The sequence below is a fragment of the Kitasatospora sp. NPDC002522 genome (assembly GCF_053595195.1).
The window spans coordinates 59,883-83,302 of sequence record NZ_JBSFXE010000031.1 but is presented as its reverse complement, the minus strand read 5'-3'; the positions used below and the strand labels follow the sequence as shown (position 1 = coordinate 83,302).

At 73.7% G+C, this 23,420-nt stretch carries 17 protein-coding genes; 9 read left to right on the top strand and 8 right to left on the bottom strand.

Features of this window, described 5'->3' with window-relative positions:
• Nucleotides 1–79: 79 nt before the first annotated feature.
• A complete protein-coding gene (locus tag ACWD4U_RS24745; protein ID WP_318264789.1) occupies nt 80–163 on the bottom strand; it encodes a putative leader peptide in 84 nt (27 codons plus the stop codon).
• A gap of 222 nt (nt 164–385) precedes the next feature.
• On the opposite strand from ACWD4U_RS24745, the gene ACWD4U_RS24740 reads away from it, so the two are divergent.
• Nucleotides 386–1,597: a YihY/virulence factor BrkB family protein gene (locus ACWD4U_RS24740; protein ID WP_363452941.1), complete on the top strand. Its 1,212-nt coding sequence runs from the start codon at nt 386–388 to the stop codon at nt 1,595–1,597.
• A gap of 144 nt (nt 1,598–1,741) precedes the next feature.
• Here ACWD4U_RS24740 and ACWD4U_RS24735 read toward each other — a convergent pair whose 3' ends face one another.
• Nucleotides 1,742–2,230 carry a hypothetical protein gene (locus tag ACWD4U_RS24735; RefSeq protein ID WP_363452943.1) on the bottom strand — a complete coding sequence of 163 codons (489 nt, stop codon included), beginning with the start codon at nt 2,228–2,230 and terminating at the stop codon, nt 1,742–1,744.
• Between the two features lie 111 nt (nt 2,231–2,341).
• On the opposite strand from ACWD4U_RS24735, the gene ACWD4U_RS24730 reads away from it, so the two are divergent.
• Nucleotides 2,342–2,794, top strand: a complete 453-nt coding sequence (locus ACWD4U_RS24730) for a MarR family winged helix-turn-helix transcriptional regulator (RefSeq protein WP_363452945.1) — start codon at nt 2,342–2,344, stop codon at nt 2,792–2,794.
• A 115-nt stretch (nt 2,795–2,909) separates the two neighbouring features.
• On the opposite strand, the gene ACWD4U_RS24725 is transcribed toward ACWD4U_RS24730, so the two are convergent.
• From ACWD4U_RS24725 to ACWD4U_RS24715, 3 genes are all read right to left on the bottom strand, one after another.
• A complete protein-coding gene (locus tag ACWD4U_RS24725) occupies nt 2,910–4,562 on the bottom strand; it encodes a DEAD/DEAH box helicase (protein ID WP_363452947.1) in 1,653 nt (550 codons plus the stop codon).
• A 174-nt stretch (nt 4,563–4,736) separates the two neighbouring features.
• Nucleotides 4,737–4,940 carry a cold-shock protein gene (locus ACWD4U_RS24720; protein ID WP_363452949.1) on the bottom strand — a complete coding sequence of 68 codons (204 nt, stop codon included), beginning with the start codon at nt 4,938–4,940 and terminating at the stop codon, nt 4,737–4,739.
• A 288-nt stretch (nt 4,941–5,228) separates the two neighbouring features.
• A complete protein-coding gene (locus tag ACWD4U_RS24715; RefSeq protein ID WP_363452951.1) occupies nt 5,229–7,394 on the bottom strand; it encodes an MMPL family transporter in 2,166 nt (721 codons plus the stop codon).
• A 515-nt stretch (nt 7,395–7,909) separates the two neighbouring features.
• On the opposite strand from ACWD4U_RS24715, the gene ACWD4U_RS24710 reads away from it, so the two are divergent.
• The 3 genes from ACWD4U_RS24710 to ACWD4U_RS24700 all read left to right on the top strand — a co-directional run bounded on the left by ACWD4U_RS24710 (nt 7,910) and on the right by ACWD4U_RS24700 (nt 12,135).
• Nucleotides 7,910–10,099, top strand: a complete 2,190-nt coding sequence (locus ACWD4U_RS24710; protein ID WP_363453129.1) for an MMPL family transporter — start codon at nt 7,910–7,912, stop codon at nt 10,097–10,099.
• Nucleotides 10,100–10,139: 40 nt separating this feature from the next.
• Nucleotides 10,140–11,018 carry a phosphotransferase enzyme family protein gene (locus tag ACWD4U_RS24705; protein ID WP_363452953.1) on the top strand — a complete coding sequence of 293 codons (879 nt, stop codon included), beginning with the start codon at nt 10,140–10,142 and terminating at the stop codon, nt 11,016–11,018.
• Between the two features lie 127 nt (nt 11,019–11,145).
• Entirely contained in the window at nt 11,146–12,135 is a 990-nt protein-coding gene (locus ACWD4U_RS24700; RefSeq protein ID WP_363452955.1) for a polysaccharide deacetylase family protein, read from the top strand.
• A 57-nt stretch (nt 12,136–12,192) separates the two neighbouring features.
• Here the strand turns inward: ACWD4U_RS24700 and ACWD4U_RS24695 are convergent, their stop codons facing one another.
• From ACWD4U_RS24695 to ACWD4U_RS24685, 3 genes are all read right to left on the bottom strand, one after another.
• A complete protein-coding gene (locus ACWD4U_RS24695) occupies nt 12,193–12,900 on the bottom strand; it encodes an exonuclease domain-containing protein (RefSeq protein WP_363452957.1) in 708 nt (235 codons plus the stop codon).
• Nucleotides 12,901–13,001: 101 nt separating this feature from the next.
• Nucleotides 13,002–14,222 carry a Dyp-type peroxidase gene (locus tag ACWD4U_RS24690; protein ID WP_363452959.1) on the bottom strand — a complete coding sequence of 407 codons (1,221 nt, stop codon included), beginning with the start codon at nt 14,220–14,222 and terminating at the stop codon, nt 13,002–13,004.
• A 209-nt stretch (nt 14,223–14,431) separates the two neighbouring features.
• Nucleotides 14,432–15,688: an SAV2148 family HEPN domain-containing protein gene (locus ACWD4U_RS24685; protein ID WP_363452961.1), complete on the bottom strand. Its 1,257-nt coding sequence runs from the start codon at nt 15,686–15,688 to the stop codon at nt 14,432–14,434.
• 392 nt (nt 15,689–16,080) lie between these two features.
• On the opposite strand from ACWD4U_RS24685, the gene glgX reads away from it, so the two are divergent.
• The 4 genes from glgX (at nt 16,081) to treZ (ending at nt 23,418) form a co-directional block, all read left to right on the top strand.
• Nucleotides 16,081–18,210, top strand: a complete 2,130-nt coding sequence (glgX, locus tag ACWD4U_RS24680) for a glycogen debranching protein GlgX (protein ID WP_363452963.1) — start codon at nt 16,081–16,083, stop codon at nt 18,208–18,210.
• Nucleotides 18,211–18,328: 118 nt separating this feature from the next.
• Entirely contained in the window at nt 18,329–19,171 is an 843-nt protein-coding gene (locus ACWD4U_RS24675; protein ID WP_363452965.1) for an SDR family oxidoreductase, read from the top strand.
• A gap of 138 nt (nt 19,172–19,309) precedes the next feature.
• Entirely contained in the window at nt 19,310–21,685 is a 2,376-nt protein-coding gene (gene treY, locus ACWD4U_RS24670) for a malto-oligosyltrehalose synthase (protein ID WP_363452967.1), read from the top strand.
• Nucleotides 21,682–23,418: a malto-oligosyltrehalose trehalohydrolase gene (gene treZ, locus ACWD4U_RS24665; RefSeq protein WP_363452969.1), complete on the top strand. Its 1,737-nt coding sequence runs from the start codon at nt 21,682–21,684 to the stop codon at nt 23,416–23,418. Before treY ends, treZ begins: the two co-directional genes overlap by 4 nt.
• Nucleotides 23,419–23,420: the final 2 nt, after the last annotated feature.

Here is a 23,420-nt window from a genome sequence, read left to right as displayed (position 1 = left end):
CCGGGAGGCGTCCGCGCATCCGCTACGGCGGGGATGGGCGTAGGGTGCGCCGGGTGCGGTGCTGCGACGCGGGTGGGGCTCAGGTCACCGGACAGATGGCGCTGGACACGCGAAGGAGGTCGACGTGGAGTCGACCAACCAGGGTGGTTCCGGCGCTAGACATGGCAAGAGATTCGCACGGGGAGCTACTCCCGGTCCACTAACGTCCGCATTGTGGACGTGTGCGTTTCGGATACTGGGACACCGCTGCAAACCCGCGGTCCGGCGGTCCTGTCGGGGCGTCAGATCCGGCCAGAGCGCCGGGCGCCCGCAGGCCCGGCCCCCGCCCGGGCGGGGGCCGGGGGCGCTCCACCGGCCGTGGGGCGCGGGCCGATACCGTAGGGGCGTGCAAGCAGCAGGCAGTACCCCGCACCCCCCGGGCAGCACCGTCCCGGCCGGCGACCGCCCGGCCCGCCGGCGCCGCGGACGGCGGCGCGCCGTGAAGCGCACCACCTGGTACCGCACCCTGTGGGCGCTGCTGAAGGACACCACCAACACCTGCGTCGAGTACCGGGTCACCGGACTCGCCGCCGAGGCGGCCTTCTTCACCCTGCTGTCGATCCCGCCGCTGCTGCTCTGCCTGGCCGGCACCCTCGGCTACCTCGACGACATCCTCGGCGCCGGCACCATCGAGAAGCTCAAGGCGGACATCGTCTCAGCAGCTGGGACGGTGCTCTCACCCTCGTCGATCGACCAGACCGTCCAGCCGCTGCTCACCAGCGTCTTCGACGCCGGCCGGCCCGACCTGATCTCGCTGGGCTTCCTGCTCTCGCTGTGGTCGGGCTCACGGGCGCTGTACATCTTCATCGACACCATCACCGTGATGTACGGCCTGGACGGCAAGCGCGGACTGGTGAAGACCCGGCTGATGTCGCTCGGCCTCTACCTGGGCGCGCTGGTGATCGGCTCCCTGGTGCTGCCGCTGCTGGTCGCCGGGCCCGGCCTGGTGGTCGGCGCGGTACGGGGCTCCGGCGCGGTGGTCAGCGCACTGTACTGGCCGGTCGCCATCGTGCTGCTGATCGTCTTCCTCACCACGCTCTACCACCTGGCCGTCCCGGTCAGCACGCCCTGGCGCGAGGACATCCCCGGCGCGCTGGTCGCCCTGCTGGTCCTGGTGGTCTGCAGCGTCGCGCTGCGGGTGTACCTGGTCAGCTCCGTCGAGGGCCACTCCGTCTACGGCTCGCTGGCCGCCCCGGTCGCCGTCCTGCTGTGGATCTTCGTGGTGGCGCTGGCGGTGCTGATCGGCGCCGCCATGAACGCCGCGATAGACCGCCGCTGGCCCACCGTGGAGACCGCCGACGCCCGCGCCGAGACCGAGCGCCTCAACGAGGACGCCGCCGTCCAGCGCGGCCGCGAGGCCGCCGCCCGCCGCGCCGTCGAACGCGCGGACCGGGCCCGCCAGTTCGGCCTCGCCGAAGGCCACGACGAGGAACTGTTCGACGAGGACGACGACCTCCCACCCCCGTCCGAGTACCCCGAGCGCTGGGCCGGCTTCCTCCCGCACGACGACGTCCGCCGCCGCCTGAACACCCGCCGCCGGCGCCCGCCCGGCCACTGACCGCCGTCCCGCCCGGCCTGACGGCATATCAATCCCCATGAACGGGGCGCGAGTCGGTAAAGAGAAGCCCGCGCCCCCACCCACTGCGGGAATCCGCCGATCGGTTCGTCGACGCAGCCCGCACGCGAACGGCCGCCGCCCGGCTCAGCCGGCCAGCCGCTCCCGCGCCCACGGGTCCGCGCACCGCCCGGCCGCCTCCCGGCGGGCCGCCAGGAAACGCTCCCCGAGTTCCCCGTACGGGGCGTCCGCCCACCGCCAGGCGCCCACCGCGCAGGCCTGCCGGTACGGCCCGCCGCGCTCCACGGCCTCCACCAGCGCCTGCTGCAGCCGCCCGCGCCCGCCCGCGGCGAGCAGCACCTGGGCCAGCCAGCGCGGCGAGCTGGGGTCGTCGTCGGCGAGCAGCGCGTCCAGCACCGCCGGGTAGTGCCGGTCGGTGGCCGCCCGGTCGGCGGCCAGCAGCCGGTAGGCGGCCTGCCGCTTGTGGCCGATCCGGTGGTACTGGGCATACCCGGGCGCGCGCTCGTCGAGCCTGGCCACCCGCGCGTCCTCGACCGGCTCGAACTCGGCCCCCACCGCGGCGAGCAGCGCGTCCAGCGCCGCCTCCTGCGCGTCCAGCCGCGCCTGCTGCTCCATCCCGCCACCCTATGCGGCCACCGGCCCACCAGGCGGCAGATAGTTGCACGCGCGGGCATTTGCGCCCTTGGACTAAACTGGGGGCCACGACACCCGAAGGGAGCGCGGCCCATGACCCGACCGGACCCAGGCCTGGCGCACGGCTGGGGCGCGCTGTCCGCGCTGCACGGCCGGATCGAGGCGCACGTGGAGCGCGCCCTGCAGGCCGGGCACGAGCTGAGCGTCCGCGAGTTCTCCGTCCTCGACGTGCTCTCCGAGCAGCACGACGGCGACGGCGGCCACTTCCGGATGAACCAGCTCGCCGACGCGGTGGTCCTCAGCCAGAGCGCCACCACCCGCCTGGTCACCCGCCTGGAGGACCGCGGCCTGCTCGCCCGCTACCTCTGCCCCACCGACCGCCGCGGCATCTACACCAACGTCACCCCCGACGGCCTCACCCTCCTCGAAGCGGCCCGCCCCACCAACGACCGCGCCCTGCGCGAGGCCCTCGACGCCGCCGAGCAGCGCCCCGAACTGGCCCCCCTGGTCACCGCCGTCCGCGCCCTGCAGCCCGCCCGCACCTGACCCGGGAGGCGCCCACCGGCGGCCCGCGTCGCCCCGCCCCGACCGCAGCCCTCACCAACGCCGAAGGCCGGCCCCCGTACGTTCCGGGGGCCGGCCTTCGTGGTTCGACGGTGCGTCAGTCGCTCTTGCGGCGCTGGCGGCCCGTGCCGTAGTTGGAGCCGCTCTTGGTGCCGGAGCCCGGCTTGGCGCGGCCCGCGGACTTGCCGATGAAGCCCGCGGCCATCTGGCCGGAGCCGCCGCCCGCGGCGCCACCGGGACGCTGCTTGGGGCGCGGACGGCGCGGGTTGCCGCTCATGTCGACGTCCTTGGGCAGGCCGCCGCGCTTCGCCGGACGCCGCCGCGCCTCGCCCTCGTGCTTGGGCGCGCCCTCGCCGCGACGCCCGTCCGCTCGCCGCCCGTCGCCCGCCTTCACGGCGGTCGCCGCGGCCGCCTCGACCTGCACCGCGGCCGAGGCCGGGAGCACGACCGGGACGCCGGTGGGGGTGCGGGCGCCGGTGATCCGCTTCAGCTCGGCGTCGGCGGGGCGGATCTTGGTGATGGTGGGCCGGATGCCGGCGATGGTCATCAGCCGGTTGACCTCGCGGCGCTGCTCGGGCAGCACCAGCGTGACGACGGTGCCGGACTCGCCGGCCCGCGCGGTACGGCCGCCGCGGTGCAGGTAGTCCTTGTGGTCGATCGGCGGGTCCACGTTGACGACCAGGTCGAGGCCGTCGATGTGGATGCCGCGGGCCGCGACGTTGGTGGCGACCAGCGCGGTGACCTGACCGTCGCGGAACTGGTCGAGCACCCGGTTGCGCTGCGGCTGCGACTTGCCGCCGTGCAGCGCGGCGGCGACCACGCCGTGGGCGCGCAGCTGCTTGGCGAGCCGGTCCGCACCGTGCTTGGTGTGCACGAACATGATCACCCGGCCCTCGCGGGCGGCGATCCGGGCGGTGGCCTCGGCCTTGTCGGTCGGCTCCAGCTGGAGCAGGTGGTGGTCCATGGTGGTCACCGCACCGGCGGACGGGTCCACCGAATGGGTGACCGGGTCGCTGAGGAAGCGGTTGACCAGCCGGTCCACGTTGCGGTCCAGGGTGGCGGAGAACAGCATCCGCTGCCCGCCCTCGGCGACCTGCTCCAGCAGCTTGCTGACCTGCGGCAGGAAACCCATGTCGGCCATCTGGTCGGCCTCGTCGAGGACGGTGATCGCCACGTCGTCCAGGAACGCGTCGCCGCGCTGGATCAGGTCGTCGAGCCGACCGGGGGTGGCGACCAGCACCTCGGTGCCGCGGCGCACCTGGTTGGCCTGCCGGGTGATCGACATGCCGCCGACCACGGTGGTGATCCGCAGGCCGAGCACCTCGGCGAACGGGGCGAGCGCCTCGGTGACCTGCTGGGCCAGCTCGCGGGTCGGCACCAGCACCAGGGCCAGCGGCCGGCGGGCGGAGGCGCGCTTGCCGGCGGTGCGCACCAGCAGCGGCAGGCCGAAGGCGAGGGTCTTGCCCGAGCCGGTGCGGCCCCGGCCGAGCACGTCCCGGCCGGCCAGTGCGTCCGGCAGGGTGGCGGCCTGGATCGGGAACGGCTCGGTGACGCCCTGCTTGGTCAGCGCGGCCAGCAGCCCGGCGGGCAGCTCCAGCGCGGCGAAGCTGGCGGCCGGCGGCCGGGACGGGGTGCCCTGGACCGGGGTGAAGTCGGCGGCGGGCGCGGGCGTCGGCGCCTGCGCGGTGCGCCGCGGCCGGCGGGGTCGGCGGGTGGTGTCGGTGCTACGGGGGCGGGACTGCTCGGTCATGCTGCTCCGGTTCCTGAGGGGCCGTCAGCCGCCGCGACGAGGGCGGCGGGGTGGGTCGGCCGTCGGGAAGAGGAGGGAGTGCGCCGCCCCGGCCGGTGGGCGACATGGGCGAGGGCCCGCACCCAGAGGTACGGGCCCTCGCCTGCGACGTGTGAGGTCGGCGTGGAGCCGGACTCAGATGACGCGGATGTTCTCGGCCTGCGGGCCCTTCTGGCCCTGCGTGACGTCGAACTCGACCTTCTGGCCCTCGACGAGCTCACGGAAGCCGGTGGACTGGATGTTCGAGTAGTGCGCGAAGACGTCGGCGCCGCCGCCGTCCTGCTCGATGAAGCCGTAGCCCTTTTCGCTGTTGAACCACTTCACGGTGCCGGTAGCCATAACCGTCTCCACTTTCACTGGGGCATTGGGACCCACACCTCGTGAGCCCCACGTAGCCGCGATCCCCATCCGGAGACAAAACACCGGACAAAACAAATGCGCCTGTTGGTTGGAACCAGCAGGCGCACACATACGTTCATGGGAACCAATACTGCAACTGCTTCGACAATAGCACGGCCGGGCCCGTCAACGGCGGGAAAAGTTCCGCTGGTCACACCGTGTTTCGCCGGGCGCGACAGGGGGCATGCGGCCCGGTCGGGCCGCATGCCCCCTGTCGGGGTCACCGGGTCAGACCCGGCCGGCCGTCTCCGGCTCCCGCTTGGCCAGCGGGTCGGCGTGCGGCTCGGGCATCGCGCCGTGGCCCGGCCACCAGGCGGCCTTGCCGATCAGCGCGGTCAGCGACGGGGTGAAGAACATCGCCATCACGAAGGCCGCCAGCGCGATGCCGAAGGCCATCCCGAAGCCGAACTCCAGCATGAAGACGTTGCCCGCCAGCATGAAGGTGGCGAAGGACGCCGCCAGGATGAAGCCGGCCGCTGCGACGGTCGGGCCGCCGTGGCGCAGCGCCTCGCGGGCCGCCTCGCGGGGGTTGCGGCCCTCGCGGGCCTCCTCGCGCAGGCGGGCGATGATCAGGATGTTGTAGTCGGTGCCGATCGCGACCACGAACAGGTAGATCAGGATCGGCAGCATGAACATCATGCCGCTCTCGCCCTTGACGCTCTGGAAGAGCAGGGTCGCCGCTCCCAGGGTGGCGGTGTAGCCGAGGCCGACCGAGGCCATCAGGTACCAGGGCGCGACCACGCTGCGCAGCTGCAGGCCGAGGACGAGCAGGATCAGCAGACCCGCGACCGGGAAGACCAGCGTGTAGTCGTGGGTCATCGCCAGGTTGATGTCCTTGTAGATGGCGCTGAGCCCGCCGACCTTGGCCTCGGTACCGGCCGGGGCCTCGCTGTGCGCCACGTTGCGGAGCTCGGTGACGGAGTCGATCGCCGCGTTGCTGTCGGGCTTGTCCTTCAGCATGACGGTGAAGTCGGCCGTGGTGCCGTCCTCGCTGACCTGCGGCTTGGCCGAGGCCTGGGCGACACCCGGGACCTGGCCGAGCTTGCCGGCGTACGACTCGAAGGCGCTCGGGTCGAGCTTGGTGCCGGCGGTGCTGGTCAGGTAGACGTGGCTCGGGTCGGCGGCGCCGGCCGAGAAGCCGTTGGCCAGCTTGTCCTGGACGACCATGGACTCCGCGGTCTTGGGCATGGAGCTGCCCGCCAGGTCGAAGATGCCGTTGTAGTTCAGCGCACCGGCCGACAGGGCGACCAGGACCGCGCCGGAGGCGAGCGCCACCAAGCCGGGACGCTTCTCGACCACCCGGCCGAGGGCGGCGAACCGGGCGTTGTTCGGCTCGTTCTTCCACTTCTTGCCGGGCCAGAACACGGCGCGGGCCGGGATGACGGCGAGCAGCGCCGGGGCCAGGGTGAGCGCGGCGAGGGCGGTGACCACGACCGCGATGGCCAGCGCCGGGCCGAGCGCCTTGAACATGCCGAGGCTGGAGAGGATCAGCGCCGCGAAGGCGATGGTGACCGCGCCGGCCGCGGAGGCGATCGCCTCGCCGACCCGGCCGACCGCGTTGACCACGGCCTCCTTGCGGTCGTCGCCGGCCCGCAGCCGCTCGCGGTAGCGGAAGGCGAGGAAGAGGAAGTAGTCGGTGCCGACGCCGAGCACGACCACGATCAGGATCGCCGACAGCACCGGGGTGCTGTCCAGGTTGAACGCCTTGGTGGCGTAGGCGATCAGGCCGTTGGCGGCGGGCATCGCGAACACCAGCGAGACCACCAGCGGGAGCACGCCGGCCAGCACGCTGCGGAAGATGATGCCGACGATGATCGCCACCAGCAGCACGGTGGCCAGGCCGATCACGGCGTCGGCCGAGCCGGAGGCGTCCTGCTGGTCCAGCGACTGGGCGGCGGGGCCGCCGAGCTGGAACTTGACGTCGGTGCCCTGCGCCAGGGACTTGCCGTCCTCGCGCAGCGCCTTGGCGACGTCGCCGTAGGCCTTGGAGTCCTGCTGCTTGGCCTTGTCGATGGCGATCATGGACAGCGCGTACTTGCCGTCCTTGGAGGTGCTCTGGTCACTGACCGGAACGACCTTCTCGACCGCGTCGATCTTCTTGTCGGTGAGGCCCTGGACGATCTTGGCGATGTCGCCCTTGTCCTTCTCGTTCAGCGCACCGCCGTCGTTGCGCTCGAACAGCGCGTACGCGGACGGCGTGAAGCTGCTCGGGAAGGCCTTCTCCTGCACCGAGGCGGCCTGGATCGACTCGTAGTGCTTCGGCAGGAACGATGCCTCGTCGGTCTGGGCGTTGATGGTCGGGGCGGTGGCCGCGACGGCGATCATGCCGACCACCCAGGCCGCGATCACCCACCACGCGCGCTTGACGACGAATTGTCCGATTCGGTGGAACATGCTCGAAATGCCTCCTGGGCATGGTTCACCGCCGCCGGGGGACGGGGACCGGGCAACGGCAGGACCGGGCCGCGAGCGCAGCGCGCTCTAGCCGGTCGGCAGGTAAGGACGTAGGAGCATCCTACGGGCCCTTACCTGCCGCCCGGCAAGTGGGTTTCCCGCGTGTCGCCCCCTAGGGGCGGCCGTATCGCCGCCCCCCACCATCCTCACCCGCGCCAGGCCCCTCCCACCTCGTGCTCCGGGTGGAGATTCGTCCGCCTCAGGGTGGACGCCGGGCTGACCTCAAGGAGGAGGGGGGAGGAGGCCGGGGGTAGGGATAACCCCAGCACACTCCCTGATGCCAGGACCAGGGAAAAGTGGGGAACCAGCCGGATGGTCCGTCAGATCGGCGGTCAATAGCGTCTGTTGTGCCGCCCGAGCAGCGCCGCGGCAGCCACCGCAACCGACCCGGGCGGCCCGAAGCCCGTCCGCATCCTGGGGGATCCACCACCGTGAAGCTAGGACTCGCCGCCACCATGGGCGCCTGGAGCGCCCGCCATCGGAAGACCGCGGTCTTCGGCTGGCTGCTCTTCGTCGTCCTCGCCGCCTACCTCGGCGGGATGCACGGCTCCACCAAGGTCACCGACGCCGAGGCGATGCCCGGCCAGGTGGCGCAGGCCGCCCGGATCCTCGACGACGCGGGCCTGAAGTCCCCGGCGGGCGAGACCGTGCTGGTGCAGAGCCGCACGCTCACCGCCGACGACCCGTCCTTCCGCGCCGCCGTCGACCAGGTCGCCGCCGCCGTCCAGGGCACCGGCCGCACCGCCGACCTGCGCAGCCCCTACGACACCAGGGCGATCTCCGCCGACCGGCACTCCGCCCTGCTCCAGTTCACCGTCTCCGGCGCCGACCGGGAGGCCGCGGTGGCCAACGTCCCCGTGGTGGTGGACGCGGTCGCCGGGGTCCAGGGCGCGCACCGCGACTTCACCATCGAGGAGTTCGGCGAGGCGAGCGCCGGCAAGTGGTTCGACGACCAGTTCAAGAACGACTTCGCCCGGGCCGAGTGGACGGCCGTGCCGCTCGCCCTCGGCATCCTGCTGGTCGCCTTCGGCGCGCTGGTCGCCGCGGTGCTCCCGGTGCTGCTGGCGATCACCGCCTTCGTCGCCGCCTCCGGCCTGGTCGCGCTCTCCTCCGGGATGCTGCACACCAGCAACGACGCCAGCTCCGTGATGCTGCTGGTCGGCCTCGCCGTCGGCGTCGACTACTGCCTCTTCTACCTGCGCCGCGAGCGCGAGGAGCGGGCCGCCGGGCACGACGCGGCCACCGCGCTGCGGATCGCCGCCGCCACCAGCGGCCGGGCCGTGCTGGTCTCCGGCGTCACCGTGGTGGTCGCGATGGCCGGCATGTTCCTCACCGGCATCGCCGACTTCCAGGCGATGTCCTTCGCCACCATCATCGTGGTGATCACCGCGGTGCTCGGCTCGCTCACCGTGCTGCCCGCCCTGCTCTCGCTGCTCGGCGACCGGGTGGAGAAGGGCAAGGTCCCGTTCCTGAACCGGCTGCGCCGGGCCGACGCCCAGCAGGGCGGCCGGGTGTGGAACGCGGTGCTCACGCCGGTGCTGCGCCGCCCGCTGGCCGCCGCGGTGATCGCCGGCGGCCTGCTGCTCGGCCTCGCCGCGCCGACCCTGACCATGCACACCGCCAACCTGACCATCCAGCAGCAGCTCCCCGAGGGCAACGCGCTGGTCGCCACCTCGGCCCGGATCGAGGCCGCCTTCCCCGGCAGCCCCGCCCCCGCCACCGTGGTGGTCAAGGCCCGGGACATCACCTCCCCCGAGATGACCAGGGCCCTCGCCGAACTGCAGTCCCGCGCCCTGGCCACCGGAAAGATGCACGGCCCCACCAACCTCCAGGTGCACGCCGCGCAGAACGTCGCCACCGTCGACATCCCGCTCTACGGCACCGGAAACGACGCGGTCTCCGCCGAGGCGCTGAAGACCCTGCGCACCGAGGTGGTCCCCGCCACGGTCGGCAAAGTGCCCGGCACCGAGGCCCCGGTCACGGGAAACACCGCGGGGTCGGTCGACTTCAACCGGCAGATGTCCGACTCGATGATCCCGGTCTTCGCCTTCGTGGTCGCCTTCGCCTTCATGCTGATGCTGGCCTCCTTCCGCTCGCTCGGCATCGCCGTCACCGCGGTGCTGCTCAACCTGCTCTCGGTCGGCGCCGCGTACGGCGTGCTCTCGCTGGTCTTCCAGCACGGCGTCGCCGCCTCGCTGTTCGGCACCGCCGGGGTCGGCGCGGTGGAGAGCTGGGTGCCGCTCTTCCTCTTCGTGATCCTCTTCGGCCTCTCGATGGACTACCACGTCTTCGTGGTCTCCCGGATCAAGGAGGCCCACGACCGCGGCCTGCCCACCCGCACCGCCGTCGCGCACGGCATCCGCACCACCGCCGGCACCGTCACCAGCGCCGCCGTGATCATGGTCGGGGTGTTCGGGGTCTTCGGCACCCTCTCCATGCAGTCGATGAAGCAGATGGGCGTCGGCCTCGCGGTGGCGGTGCTGATCGACGCCACCGTGATCCGGGCCGTGCTGCTGCCCGCCGCGATGTCGCTGCTCGGCGAGCGGAACTGGTACCTGCCGCGCTGGCTGGCCTGGCTGCCGAACCTGGACCACACCGAGGCGGCCGTCCCGGCGCCGCGGGAGAAGGCGCTCGCCGAGCTCTAGCCTCCCTCCCCCTGCGCCCCACTCCCCCGACAATGGTCGGGTGATCTTCGACGAACCCAGGGCCGAGGCCCTGCTCCGCGAGGCGTGCGCCCCGGCCGGGATCGATCCGGCCGGGGCCGCGCTCATCTCGCTCGGCCAGAACGCCGTCTTCGAACTGCCCGCCGAACGGCTGGTCGCCAAGGTGGGCCGCTCCCCCGGCGAGGCGGCCCGGGCCGAGCGGGAACTGCGGGTGGCCGGCTGGCTGGACGCGGCCGGGGTGCCGGTGGTGCGCCCGGCCGCCGCCGGGGTGGCGCTGGCCCAGGGCCACCCGGTGACGTTCTGGCACCGCCTCGCCCCCGCCGTCCGGCCGGCCCGCCCGGCCGACCTCGCCCCGCTGCTGACCGCCCTGCACGCGCTGCCCGCCGCACCGTTCCCGCTCGGCAGGCGCGACCTGCTCGCCCCGGTGGAGAGTTGGCTCGCCGTCGCGGAGGGTCACCTGGACCCCGCCGACACGGCCTTCCTGCGTGCCCGGAAAGAGAGCTTTGTCACCGCGATCGCCGAGCTCGCCCCCGCCCTGCCGCCCGGCCCGATCCACGGCGACGCCCTCCCGCGCAACGTGCACGTCACCCCGGACGGCCCGGTCCTGCTCGACCTGGAGTACGTCGCCTCCGACCTGCGCGAGCACGACCTGGTGGTGCTGGCGCTCAGTCAGGACCGGTACGGCGTACCGGCCGCGGACGTCGCGGCGTTCACCGCCGCCTACGGCTGGGACGTCCGCGACTGGCCGGGATTCGCCGTGCTGCGCGGTGCCCGGGAGACCGCCAGCGCCGCCTGGGTGGCCCAGCAGACGCCCGGAAACCCTTCCGCGCAGGCCGAGTTCCGTCGCCGGGTGACCTCGCTGCGTGAGGGCGACACTTCAGTACGCTGGTTCGCGTTCTGACCGTTCCCGTGCGGAGCCCGCCTTGTGGCGCAGCGCACACCGCGCGGAACCACCTCGTTCGTACCTGGCGTCGTTCTCGCTGAGACGCCCCGTCCAAGGCGGCCGGTACGACGTCAGGAGTCGCCCCATGGTGTTCCCCCGTTCTCTCGTCCGTCGTCGTCCGCTGATCCTCGGCGCCTCCGCGCTGCTCGCCCCGGCCCTGCTGGTGGCGTGCGGCGGGCAGGGCTCGCCCTCCGCGGCGGGCGATGCCGCGAGCCGCCCCCCCTCGGCGCTGCCGAGCGTGAGCAACAGCACGTCGATGGCGGCGAAGGCGACGCCGGGCGGCGACGCGGTCGCCTCCTCGCCGTTCGCCTCGGCGAGCGGCGACGGCGGGACGCCGGGCGTGGACCCGAGCCAGCCGAAGCCGACCCGGACGCCGTCCGCCCCGCACAGCTCCCAGACGCCGTCCCCGTCGGCGTCCGCGTCCTCGGCCGCGCCCTCCGCGCCGCAGTCCCCCGCGGGCGGCGGCCACGCCCCGGCCGGGTCGGTGCTGAGGCACACCGCCTCCGGCGGCAAGACGGTGGCGCTGACCTTCGACGACGGCCCGGGCCCGGCCACCGGCCAGGTGCTGGACCTGCTGGCGCAGTACGGCGCGCACGCGACGTTCTGCCAGATCGGCAACAACGCCAAGGCCAACCCGGCCGCGGTGCAGCGCATCCTGGCCGAGGGCCACCGGCTGTGCGACCACACCGTGGACCACCCGCAGCCGATGCACACGCAGTCCCACGACCAGCAGGTCGCGGAGATCGGCGACGCCAAGGCGATGATCCTGAAGGCGGCCGGCGGCAGCGCCGACATCACCTGGTGGCGTGCCCCGGGCGGCGACTTCACCGCGGAGAACGTGCAGATAGCCGCCGACCAGGGCATGAAGTCCCTGGGCTGGACGGTCGACCCGAAGGACTGGTCCCGCCCCGGCGTGCAGTCGATCGTCTCCACCGTGCAGCAGACCCTGCGCCCGGGCGGCGTGGTGCTGATGCACGACGGCGGCGGCGACCGCACCCAGACCGTGGCGGCGCTGAAGCAGCTGCTGCCCTGGCTGGTGGCGCAGGGCTACACCTTCGACTTCCCGCACTCCTGACCGCAGCTCTCTGACCGCTGTCCCGGCGGCAGTCCTGACGCCGGGTCAACTCACCTGTCAGGAAGCCGCCTTGAGCGGCCACCGGGGGTCGACCACGGCGGCCGGGTCCTTGCGGCGCAGCCAGCTCTCCAGGTCGACGGCCCAGTCCCGGTACCAGTCGATCTGACGGCGGTGCAGTTCGGCCAGCGGCAGGTCGCCGGCCTCCACCGGGTAGCGGTCGCCGAGCGCGACGGCGACCCGGACGGCGGCCAGCGCGTCGCTGCCCGCCTCGTGGGCGTCGTGCAGCTCGACGCCGTAGACCTCGCAGACCCGTTGCAGGGTGCGCGAGCCCTTGCGGTACTTGTCCAGCGCGCGGTCGACGACCATCGCGTCGACCACCGGGGAGACCTCCCGGCCGAGCCGTTCGGCGAGGGTGGGCCGGCGGTGGCGGCGCAGTTCGGCGTCGAGCAGCGACAGGTCGAAGGTGGCGTTGAAGGCGACCACCGGGCGGCCGGCGTCGAGCCGGCGGCAGAGCGCGTCGGCGATCTCCTCTATCGCCTCGGCGGCCGGCCGGCCGTGGCCGCGGGCCTCGGCGTCGGTGATGCCGTGGATCGCGGCGGCCTCGGCCGGGATCGGGATGCCCGGGTCGATCAGCCAGTTGGCGGTGGACTCGACGCGCCCGCCGAGGGTGTCGACCACGGCGGCGGTGACGATCCGGGACTCCTCCGGGTCGGTACCGGTGGTCTCCAGGTCGAAACCGGTCAGCGGCCCCTTCCACCAGGTCATATGGTGTGTCCTTCCGTCAGCACTGCCACGATGCGCACTATCATCCCGCGCGGCTGTGACAGCGCTGACGGCGCGTCCGGTCCGGAGCGTGCCGGGCGGGCTCAGACCGCGGCGAGCAGGCCGCTCCCGTAGTGGTCGTCGCGGTCGCGGACGCCGGGCAGTGCGAAGAAGTAGCCGCCGCCGGTGACCTGCAGGTACGCGGCGAGCGGCTCCCGGGCCAGCCGGTGCTGGACGGCCTCGAACTGGCGGGCCGGGTCCTGGTTGTAGCAGCAGAACTGGAGCCCCATCTCCTGGCCGCCGTCGGGCGCGATGCCGCGGTCGTAGTTGTAGCCGCGGCGCAGGATCCGGCTGTCCTCGGTGGCGGGGGTCTGCGGGTTGGCGAGCCGGATGTGCGCGGTCAGCGGGATCACCTTGCCGTCGGGGTCCTTGCGGTAGTCGGGCCGGTCCTCGATGCGGGTGCCGCCGAGCGGGGCGCCGGTGTCCCGGTGGCGGCCGATGATCCGCTCCTGGTCGGCGACCGGGAGGCGCTCCCACTCCTCCACCCGCATCCGGATGGTGCGCAGCACCTGGTAGCTGCCGCCGGTCGCCCAGGCCGGTTCGGCGCTGTTGGCGGTGACCCAGACCAGGTGGTCGAGTTCGCGGGCGGAGCCGGTGTCGGGGTTGGCGACGCCGTCGTGGAAGCCCATCAGGTTGCGCGGGTTGTGTTCGGGTCGGGGCGGGTTCTGGAAGCCGTCGACCCGCCAGCGCGGACGCACCAGGTCGCCGGCCGCCGCGCCCAGCGAGCGCAGGGCGTGCAGCACGGCGTCCTGGTCGGCGGCGCACAGCTGCAGCGAGAGGTCGCCGGCGCTCTCCGCCTCGCGCACCTCGTCGCCGGGGAAGGCGGGCATCGGGCCGAGGCGCACCGGCTTGGCCCGGTGGAGCCCGTACCGGGAGTCGAAGAGCGAGGCCCCGACGCCGACGGTGACGGTGAGGCCGTCGGCGGGTGCGGTGGGGCCGAGCATCCCGTTGTCGTCGGGCGCCGGGGTGCCCTCGGTGAGCAGCCGGGCCCGGTCGGTGAGGGCGCGCAGCAGCCGCTCCAGCGCGGCCCGGTCGGGGGCGAGCACGTCGTACACGGCGAACACGGCGTAGCCGGGAGCGGGTTCGGTGATGCCGGCCTGGTGCGGGCCGTGGAACGGGACGGTGGCGCGGGGCCGGGTGGTCTGGCGCGGGGCCGCCGCGGCGGGCGGGGCGCCGAGGGTGAGCGCGGCACCGGCGGCGAGGCTGCCGCGGACGAAGCCGCGGCGGTCGAGCGGGAACGGGCAGCGGCTGGACTGGTCGGCCATCGGGGCTGGCCTTTCTGCGACGGGCGGAGTGGGCACTGCCCGCTTCCGTACCAGCCCCGGCGGCCCGGCTAGCGGACTGGTCCCCGAGCTCCGCCCGCTTGCCACACCCGACCATCCGAACAGCCGATAATCACACGAAACATCACCCCGATGCCCGCACCGGAACCTCGCCCACGGCGCACCGGCCGGCTCGGCTCGCCGACGGTCCGTCAGGACACCGCCCGGGAGTCCCCCCAGAGCCCCTCGAACTCCTCGCGGTAGACCTCCAGCAGCCCGGGCTCGGTGCCGCCGGCCTCCTGGCCGGCCCCGCCGCGCAGCACCAGGGCGGGCGACTCGATGCCGCGTGCCTTGCGCAGGTAGGGCTGGATCACGCCGAGGTCGGTGGAGCGGCGGCGGCCGCCGGGACCGGTGGTGCGCGGACCCTCCACCAGGTAGGCGGTGAACCGGGGCAGCTCGTCGAAGACCCGGATCTCGAAGCCGCCGGGGTCCCGCAGCCGGGCCCGCACCCGCCGCACGTGCATGATGTTCATCTCCACGGCGCGCCCCAACTCGCCGCGCCCGAGGCCGAGTTCGCGCTCGCGCCGGCGTACCGCACTGCTCGCCGGGTTGAGGAACAGCAGCCGGACCCGGCAGCCCTCCGAGGCCAGCCGCACCAGCCGCTTGCCGGTGTAGTTCTGGCACAGCATGCCCAGCCCGATGCCGACCGCGTCGAGCCGTCGCGCCCCGTCGAGCAGGTCCTCCACCGGCAGGTCGCGCTGCAGCCGGACCCGGTCGGCGTGCACCGCGACCACGTCGGCGTACCGCCCGGCGACCAGTTCCTCGACCACGTCGGCGGGCACCCCGCCGTGGCCGCCGTCGAGCAGCGCGAGCAGCCGGGCGGCGGCCCGCTCGGTCTGGTCGAGCACGGTCTGCGACAGCGCCCGGTTGCGGGAGACCACGTGCCGGGCGACCTCCAGTTCGTCCAGCGCCAGCTCGATCTCCCGGCGGTCCAGCAGGTGCGGCTCGAAGCACGGCCAGTGCTGCACCATCAGCTCGCGCAGCTGGGGCAGGGTGAGGAAGACCAGCGGGTCGTCGTCGGCCGGGTCGAGCAGGTAGCCCTTGCGGCGGGAGACCTCGCGCACCGCGGCGGCCCGGTGCACCCACTCCTCGCCGGCCGGTCCGGCGGCGGCGGTCACCCACTCCTCGCCGTGCGCGGGCGCGTACACCGGGCGCAGCACCTCGTCGACCAGGGCGCGCATCCGCTGCTCCACCAGGTTCAGCCACACGTACGCCCGCCCGGCCAGCCGGACCCGGCGGTAGGCGTCGTCCCACTGCTCGGCGGCCCAGGCGGGCGGCAGGCCGCCCTCGGCGGGGCCGGGCTGCGGGGGGAAGGGGCCGCGTCCGCTGCCGGGCCGGATGACCAGCGTGGGGGCCTCGCTGCGCCCGGCCCGCGGGTCAGGACCGTCGCCGCCGGCGGGGAACCCCATCCACTACCTCACTTCTCACCCGCAGCCGCCGGGATGACGGTGCGTCCGCTGACACTCCACCATGGCGGCCCCGGTCAGCGTCGCATGGGCCCGGGAGTCTGCGCGGTCCGGACGATCAAGCGTATCGTCCGGGCCCGCCGCCACGCAGCCCTCTTGACAGCAAGCCCGACGCTCCGTCACCTCGGGCCCCGGCCAGGGAGACCGGCGCGACACCTGGGACACCCGTTCGGGCGAACAAAGGCCGAATGGACGCGGACTTCGCCCTCCCTTTGGGGAGTATGCGAATGTGCCGTGCGTCACGACGTGACGGCCATGCACATGCTCGGGCGCTCCGCCGGGAAACCCCTCGATGGAGCGCCAGTTCGCGTCTGGCACAGGGAAGTTGAGGACACATGCAGGTCTGGCCGGGGCAGCCGTACCCGCTCGGCGCCACCTATGACGGGGCGGGCACCAACTTCGCCGTGTTCTCCGAGAGCGCGGACCGGATCGAGCTCTGCCTGATCGCCGAGGACGGCTCGGAGACCGCGGTGGAGCTGCGCGAGACCGACGCCTTCGTCCGGCACGCCTACCTCCCGGGCGTCCAGCCCGGCCAGCGCTACGGCTTCCGGGTGCACGGCCCGTACAACCCGGGCCTGGGCCTGCGGCACAACTCCGGCAAGCTGCTGCTCGATCCGTACGCCAAGGCGATGAGCGGCCACATCGACTGGGACGAGTCGGTCTACGGCTACCACTTCGGCGCCCCCGAGCGCCGCAACGACCTCGACTCCGCGCCGCACACCATGCACTCGGTGGTGATCAACCCGTACTTCGACTGGGGCACCGACCGGCCTCCGCGCACCGACTACCACCGCACCGTGGTCTACGAGGCGCACGTCAAGGGCCTCACCCGGCTGCACCCCGGCATCCCCGAGGAGATCCGCGGCACCTACGCGGGCCTGGCCCACCCCGCCGTGATCGAGCACCTGGCCAAGCTCGGCGTCACCGCCATCGAGATGATGCCGGTGCACCAGTTCGTCCGCGACCACCGGCTGCGCGACCTGGGCCTGGCCAACTACTGGGGCTACAACACCATCGGCTTCTTCGCCCCGCACTCCTCGTACTCCTCCACCGGCGACCGCGGCCAGCAGGTGCAGGAGTTCAAGTCGATGGTCAAGGCGCTGCACGCGGCCGGCATCGAGGTCATCCTCGACGTGGTCTACAACCACACCGCCGAAGGCAACCACCTCGGCCCCACCCTCTCCTTCCGCGGCCTGGACAACGCCTCCTACTACCGCCTCGCCAAGGACCAGCGCTTCTACGAGGACACCACCGGCACCGGCAACTCCCTGCTGATGCGCAGCCCGCACGTGCTCCAGATGATCATGGACTCGCTGCGCTACTGGGTCACCGAGATGCACGTCGACGGCTTCCGCTTCGACCTCGCCGCCACGCTGGCCCGCCAGTTCCACGAGGTCGACCGGCTCTCGTCCTTCTTCGACCTGGTCCAGCAGGACCCGATCGTCTCCCAGGCCAAGCTGATCGCCGAACCCTGGGACCTCGGCGAGGGCGGCTACCAGGTCGGCAACTTCCCGCCGCTGTGGACCGAGTGGAACGGCAAGTACCGCGACACCGTCCGCGACTTCTGGCGCGGCGAGCCCGCGACGCTGGCCGAGTTCGGCTCCCGCCTCACCGGCTCCTCCGACCTCTACCAGGACGACGGCCGCCGCCCGATCGCCTCCATCAACTTCGTCACCTGCCACGACGGCTTCAGCCTGCGCGACCTGGTCTCCTACAACGACAAGCACAACGAGGCCAACCACGAGGACAACCGCGACGGCGAGTCCTTCAACCGCTCCTGGAACTGCGGCGCCGAGGGCGACACCACCGACCAGGCCGTCCTCGACCTGCGAGCCCGCCAGCAGCGCAACTTCATCGCCACCCTGATGCTCTCCCAGGGCGTCCCGATGCTCTCCCACGGCGACGAGCTCGGCCGCACCCAGCGCGGCAACAACAACGCCTACTGCCAGGACTCCGAACTCACCTGGGTGCACTGGCCCTCCGCCGCCCCCACCGCCGAGGGCGCCGACGCCCGCCTGCTGGAGTTCACCCAGGCGATGATCTGGCTGCGCCGCGACCACCCCGTCTTCCGCCGCCGCCGCTTCTTCCACGGCCGCCCGGTCTCCGGCACCCACGACGACCTCACCGACATCGCCTGGTTCACCCCCGGCGGCGAGGAGATGACCAAGCAGGACTGGTCCACCTCCTACGCGAAGTCCCTCACCGTCTTCCTCAACGGCAACGCCATCTCCGAGCCCGACCGCCGCGGCGGCAAGATCGTCGACGACTCCTTCCTCCTGATGTTCAACGCCCACTCCGAGGCCCTCACCTTCACCGTCCCCGCGGACCACGGCGAAGCCTGGCAAGTCGTCGTCGACACCTCCCTCCCCGCCGTCCCCCCACGCGGCACCGGCCCCCGTGTCAAAGCCGGCGACACCCTCCGCCTCACCGACCGCTCCCTGATGGTCCTCCAACGCCCCGCATAGCCTCCGGCGAAGCCGGCCAACCCGAGACCGAACGCCACTCGCCTCGCCGTTCCCCCACCCCCCGATCGGGGTAACCCCCTTGCGGCACAAGGCCGTTGATACAGGGGGTACGAAGCACATGGCACGTGGATGGCTGATCACCGGTTGTTCGTCCGGTCTCGGACTGGCGCTGACCCGGGCGGTACTGGAGGCCGGGGACTCGGTGGTGGCGACCAGCCGCCGGGCCTCGCCGCTGGAGGCGCTGGCGGCGGAGTTCCCCGACCGGCTGACGGTGACCCGGCTGGAACTGACCGACCCGGGCGCCTGCGCCGCCGCGGTCGAGCTGGCACAGGACCGCCTGGACGGGATCGACGTCCTGGTGAACAACGCCGCCGTCGGCCTGTTCGGCGCGGTGGAGGAGATCTCGGACGCGGAGCTGCGGGAGCAACTGGAGGTGCTGGCGGTCGCGCCGTGGCGACTGTCGCGCCTGGTGCTGCCGCTGATGCGGGCGCGGGGCGGCGGACACATCGTCAACGTCTCCTCGCTCGCTGGCCGGACCGGCTTCGCGGGCCTCGGCGCCTACGTGGCGGGCAAGTTCGCACTGGAGGGCATGAGCCTGACGCTGGCCGCCGAGGCCGCCCCGTTCGGCGTCCGGGTGACGGTGATGGAGCCGGGCGGCTTCGCCACCTCGTACGGCACCTCGATGACCGAGGCGGCGGACCGGCTGCCGGTGTACACGGAGGCGCTGGCGCCGATGCACGGCGCGCTGCGCGGGATGGCCGACAACGCGGAGCTGAACCGTCCGGAGCACTTCGCGGAGCTGGTGCTGCGCGCGGTCGCGGATCCCGCCGCGCCGCTGCGGCTGCCGGTCGGCCCGGACGCGTACGGGTTCCTGACGGCCGCGCACGCCGCCGAGGCCGCCGACCTGGCGGCGGGTCAGGCGCTCAGCGGCGCACTGCAGCCGGCGCCCGACCCGGCCTGACGGTCCGTCGGGAGGCGTGCCGTGCGCGCGTTCGCCGCGGTGCGCGGTACGCCTCCTCCGGGCCCGGGTTGGGGCGTGCCGTGCGCCCGTTCGGCGCAGTGCGCGGTACGCCTCCCCCGGCCCGGGTAGGGATCGGGTATGACGTCAGCCGCCGCACGCCCTCCGACGGCCAGTTACCGGCTCCAGCTGCAGCCGGAGTTCACGCTGCACGACGCCCTGCGGGCGGTGCCGTACCTGGCGGCGCTCGGGGTGTCGCACCTGCACCTGTCGCCGCTGCTGGAGGCCGCGCCGGGGTCGACGCACGGGTACGACACGGTCGACCACGGCCGGGTCAGCGAGCAGCTCGGCGGTGAGGGGGCGCTGCGGGAGCTGGCGGCGGAGTGCCGGCGGCACGGGCTGGGGCTGATCGCCGACGTGGTGCCCAACCACATGGCGCTGCCGGTGCCCGAGCAGTTGAACCAGCCGCTGTGGCAGGTGCTGCGGGACGGCCCGGACTCGCCGTTCGCGGCCTGGTTCGACATCGACTGGACCGCCCAGCCGGGCCCCGCGGACGCCCCGGGCCGCGGCCGGCTGCTGCTGCCGCTGCTCGGCGACCGGCTGGGCGCGGTACTGGACCAGCTGACCGTCGACGGCGACGTGCTGCGCTACCACGAGCACGCCTTCCCGCTGCGCCCCGGCACCGAGCAGCTGGCGCTGCCGGAGCTGCTGGAGCGCCAGTGGTACCGGCTGGCCTGGTGGAAGCTGGCCGACGAGCAGCTGAACTACCGCCGGTTCTTCACCGTGAACGAGCTGATCGCGGTGCGCATGGAGGTGCCGGAGGTCTTCGAGGCGACCCACGCGGTGCTGCTGCGGCTGCACGCGGAGGGCGTGCTGGACGGCTTCCGGATCGACCACCCGGACGGGCTGGCCGATCCGCGCGGCTACCTGCGGCGGCTGCACGAGGCGACCGGCGGGGCGTACACGGTGGTGGAGAAGATCCTCACCGGGGAGGAGCGGCTGCCCGACGACTGGCCGTGCGCGGGCACCACCGGCTACGACGCGCTGCGCCGGATCGACGGGGTGCTGACCGACCTGGTGGGCGCGGAGCAGCTGGTGGCCGCCTACCGGCGGGACGTCGGCGACCGGACGGGCGCGGCGGAGGCGGCCCGGCTGGGCCGGGCGGAGATGGTGGCGCCGGGCGGGGCGCTGGCGGCGGAGACCGACCGGCTGGTGCGGCTGGTGGAGCGGATCTGCGCGGCGGAGACGGCGCTGGCCGACCACTCGCCGCTGGAGGTGCGCCGGGCGCTGGAGGGCCTGCTGACGGAGTATCCGGTGTACCGGCCGTACGTGGTGCCGGGCGAGCCGGCCCCGCCGGCGGCGGTCGGGGCGCTGGCCGCGCCGGACGGGGCGTCGGGCACGGAGCTGCTGGTGCGGGGGCTGGCCCTCGGGGAGCTGGGGCGCTCGGCGGCGAAGGACGAGTTCTGCGCCCGGTTCGGGCAGACCGCGTCGGCGGTGGCGGCGAAGGGCGTGGAGGACACCGCCTTCTACCGGTGGAACGCGCTGCTGAGCCTGAACGAGGTGGGCGGGCTGCCGGAGCGTCCGGGGCTGCCGCCGGCCGAGTTCCACCGCTGGTGCGAGGAGCTGGAGCGGGCCTGGCCGCAGTCGATGACGGCGCTGTCCACGCACGACACCAAGCGCAGCGCGGACGCCCGGGCGCGGCTGATGGTGCTGGCCGAGCTGCCGCAGGCGTGGGCGGCGGAGTGCGCGGCGTGGACGGTGGCGGCGGGCCCGTGCGCGGACCGGCCGACCGCCTGGCTGCTGTGGCAGACCCTGCTGGCGGCGTGGCCGCTGTCCGAGGAGCGGCTGCTGGGGGTGGCGCTGAAGTCGGTGCGCGAGGCGAAGCGGCGCACCTCGTGGACCGAGCCGGACGAGCCGTTCGAGCGCTGGCTGACCGAGTACGCGCGGGGTGCGCTGGCCAATCCGGGCCTGTCCCCGCGGATCGCCGGGTTCGTGCGGCTGCTGGCCCCGTTCGCCCGGGTGAACTCGCTCTCCGGCGCGCTGCTCCACCTGCTGATGCCGGGCGTGCCGGACGTCTTCCAGGGCGGCGAGGAGCCGCTGTACACCCTGGTCGACCCGGACAACCGGGCGCCGGTGGACCTGGGCGCGCTGGCGGTGCGGCTGACCGACTCGGCCGCGCCGCGGGCCGGGGACCTGACGCGGGAGAAGCTGCACCTGACCACCAACGCGCTGCACCTGCGCCGTACCCGCGAGCTCGGCCCGTACCGGCCGCTGGCGGCGACCGGCCCGGCGGCCGAGCACCTGCTGGCCTTCGGCCGCGGCGAGCGGGTGATCTGCGCGGTGACCCGGCTGCCGTACGGCCTGCACCGGGCGGGCGGCTGGCGGGAGAGCGAGCTGGACCTGCCGGCCGGGAACTGGACGGACCTGCTGACGGACCGCCACTTCATGGGCGGCCCGGTCGAACTGTCTTATCTGTTCAAGCAGTTGCCGGTGGCGCTGCTCGCGGAGGGGTCATGACGTCGTACCAGGTGTGGGCACCGGACGCGAAGGTCGTCGAGGTCGAGGTGGGGGCGATCCCGTACCTGCTGGAGCGCGACCCGGACCGCCCCGGCTGGTGGCGGGGGGAGGGTCCGGACGGCGACTACGGCTTCCGGCTGAACGGCCTGCGGGCGCTGCCGGACCCGCGCTCGCCCCGCCAGCCGTTCGGCCCGGACGGGCTGAGCCGCCCGGTCGACCACGCCGCGTTCCCGTGGTCGGAGACGGCCTGGCGCGGCCGGCCGCTGCCCGGCGCGGTGGTGTACGAGCTGCACGTCGGCACCTTCACTCCCGCCGGGACCTTCGACGCGGCCGCCGAACACCTCGACCACCTGGTCGAACTCGGCGTCGACTTCGTCGAGTTGATGCCGGTCTGCCCGTTCCCCGGCCGCTCCGGCTGGGGCTACGACGGGGTGTCGCCGTGGGCCGTGCACGAGCCGTACGGCGGGCCGGACGGCCTGAAGCGCTTCGTCGACGCGGCGCACCGCCGCGGCCTGGGCGTGGTGCTGGACGTGGTGCACAACCACCTCGGCCCGTCCGGCAACTACCTGCCGAAGTTCGGCCCGTACTTCACCGACCGGCACCACACGCCCTGGGGCGCCGCGGTCAACCTGGATGCCCCCGGCTCGGACGAGGTGCGGGCCTACCTGATCGGCAGCGCGCTCGCCTGGCTGCGCGACTACCGGATCGACGGGCTGCGGCTGGACGCGGTGCACGCCCTGGCGGACGACCGGGCGCTGCCGTTCCTGGAGGAACTCGCCCGCGAGGTCGAGGCGTTGGCGCAGGCCACCGGCCGGCCGCTGTTCCTGGTCGCGGAGTCCGACCTGAACGACCCGCGCACCACCGCGCCGCGCCCGGCCGGGGGCCAGGGCGTGACCGCGCAGTGGAGCGACGACTTCCACCACGCGCTGCACACCCTGCTGACCGGCGAGTCCCAGGGCTACTACGCGGACTTCGCGGCCGACCCGTACGCCGCGCTGGCCAGGACGCTCACCCGGGGCTTCTTCCACGACGGCGGCTGGTCCTCGTTCCGCGGCCGCTCGCACGGCCGCCCGTTCCCCGCCGAGTACGGGCACCGGCTGCTCGGCTACGCCCAGACCCACGACCAGGTCGGCAACCGGGCCACCGGCGACCGGCTCTCGGCCTCGCTGCCGCCCGGCCGGCTGGCCGCCGCGGCGGCGCTGGTGCTGACCTCGCCGTTCACCCCGATGCTGTTCATGGGCGAGGAGTGGGGCGCCGGCACCCCCTGGCAGTACTTCACCGACCACACCGACCCGCAGCTCGCCGAGGCCGTCCGGCAGGGCCGGCGCCGGGAGTTCGCCGAGCACGGCTGGCGCGCCGAGGACGTCCCCGACCCGCAGGACCCGGCCACGGTCCGCGCCTCGACCCTCGACTGGTCCGAGCCCGGCCGCGCCCCGCACGCCGAACTCCTGGACTGGTACCGCCGGTTGATCCGCCTGCGGCGCTCCGCCCCGGAACTGGCGGCCGCCGACCTGTCGGCCGTCCGGGTCCGGTACGACGCGGCGGCGGGCTGGCTCGTCGTGCACCGCGGCAGCCACCGGGTGCTGGTCCGGCTCGGCGGCGAGCAGCCGCTGGCCGTCCCGCTGGACGGCGCCTTCGCCTCGTTGGCGGCCCTGTTCGGCGAGGGCGGCCCGGCCGGCGGCGAGGGCTTCCTGCTCGGCCCGGACGCGGTCGCCGTCGTCCGGGTGCGGTGACC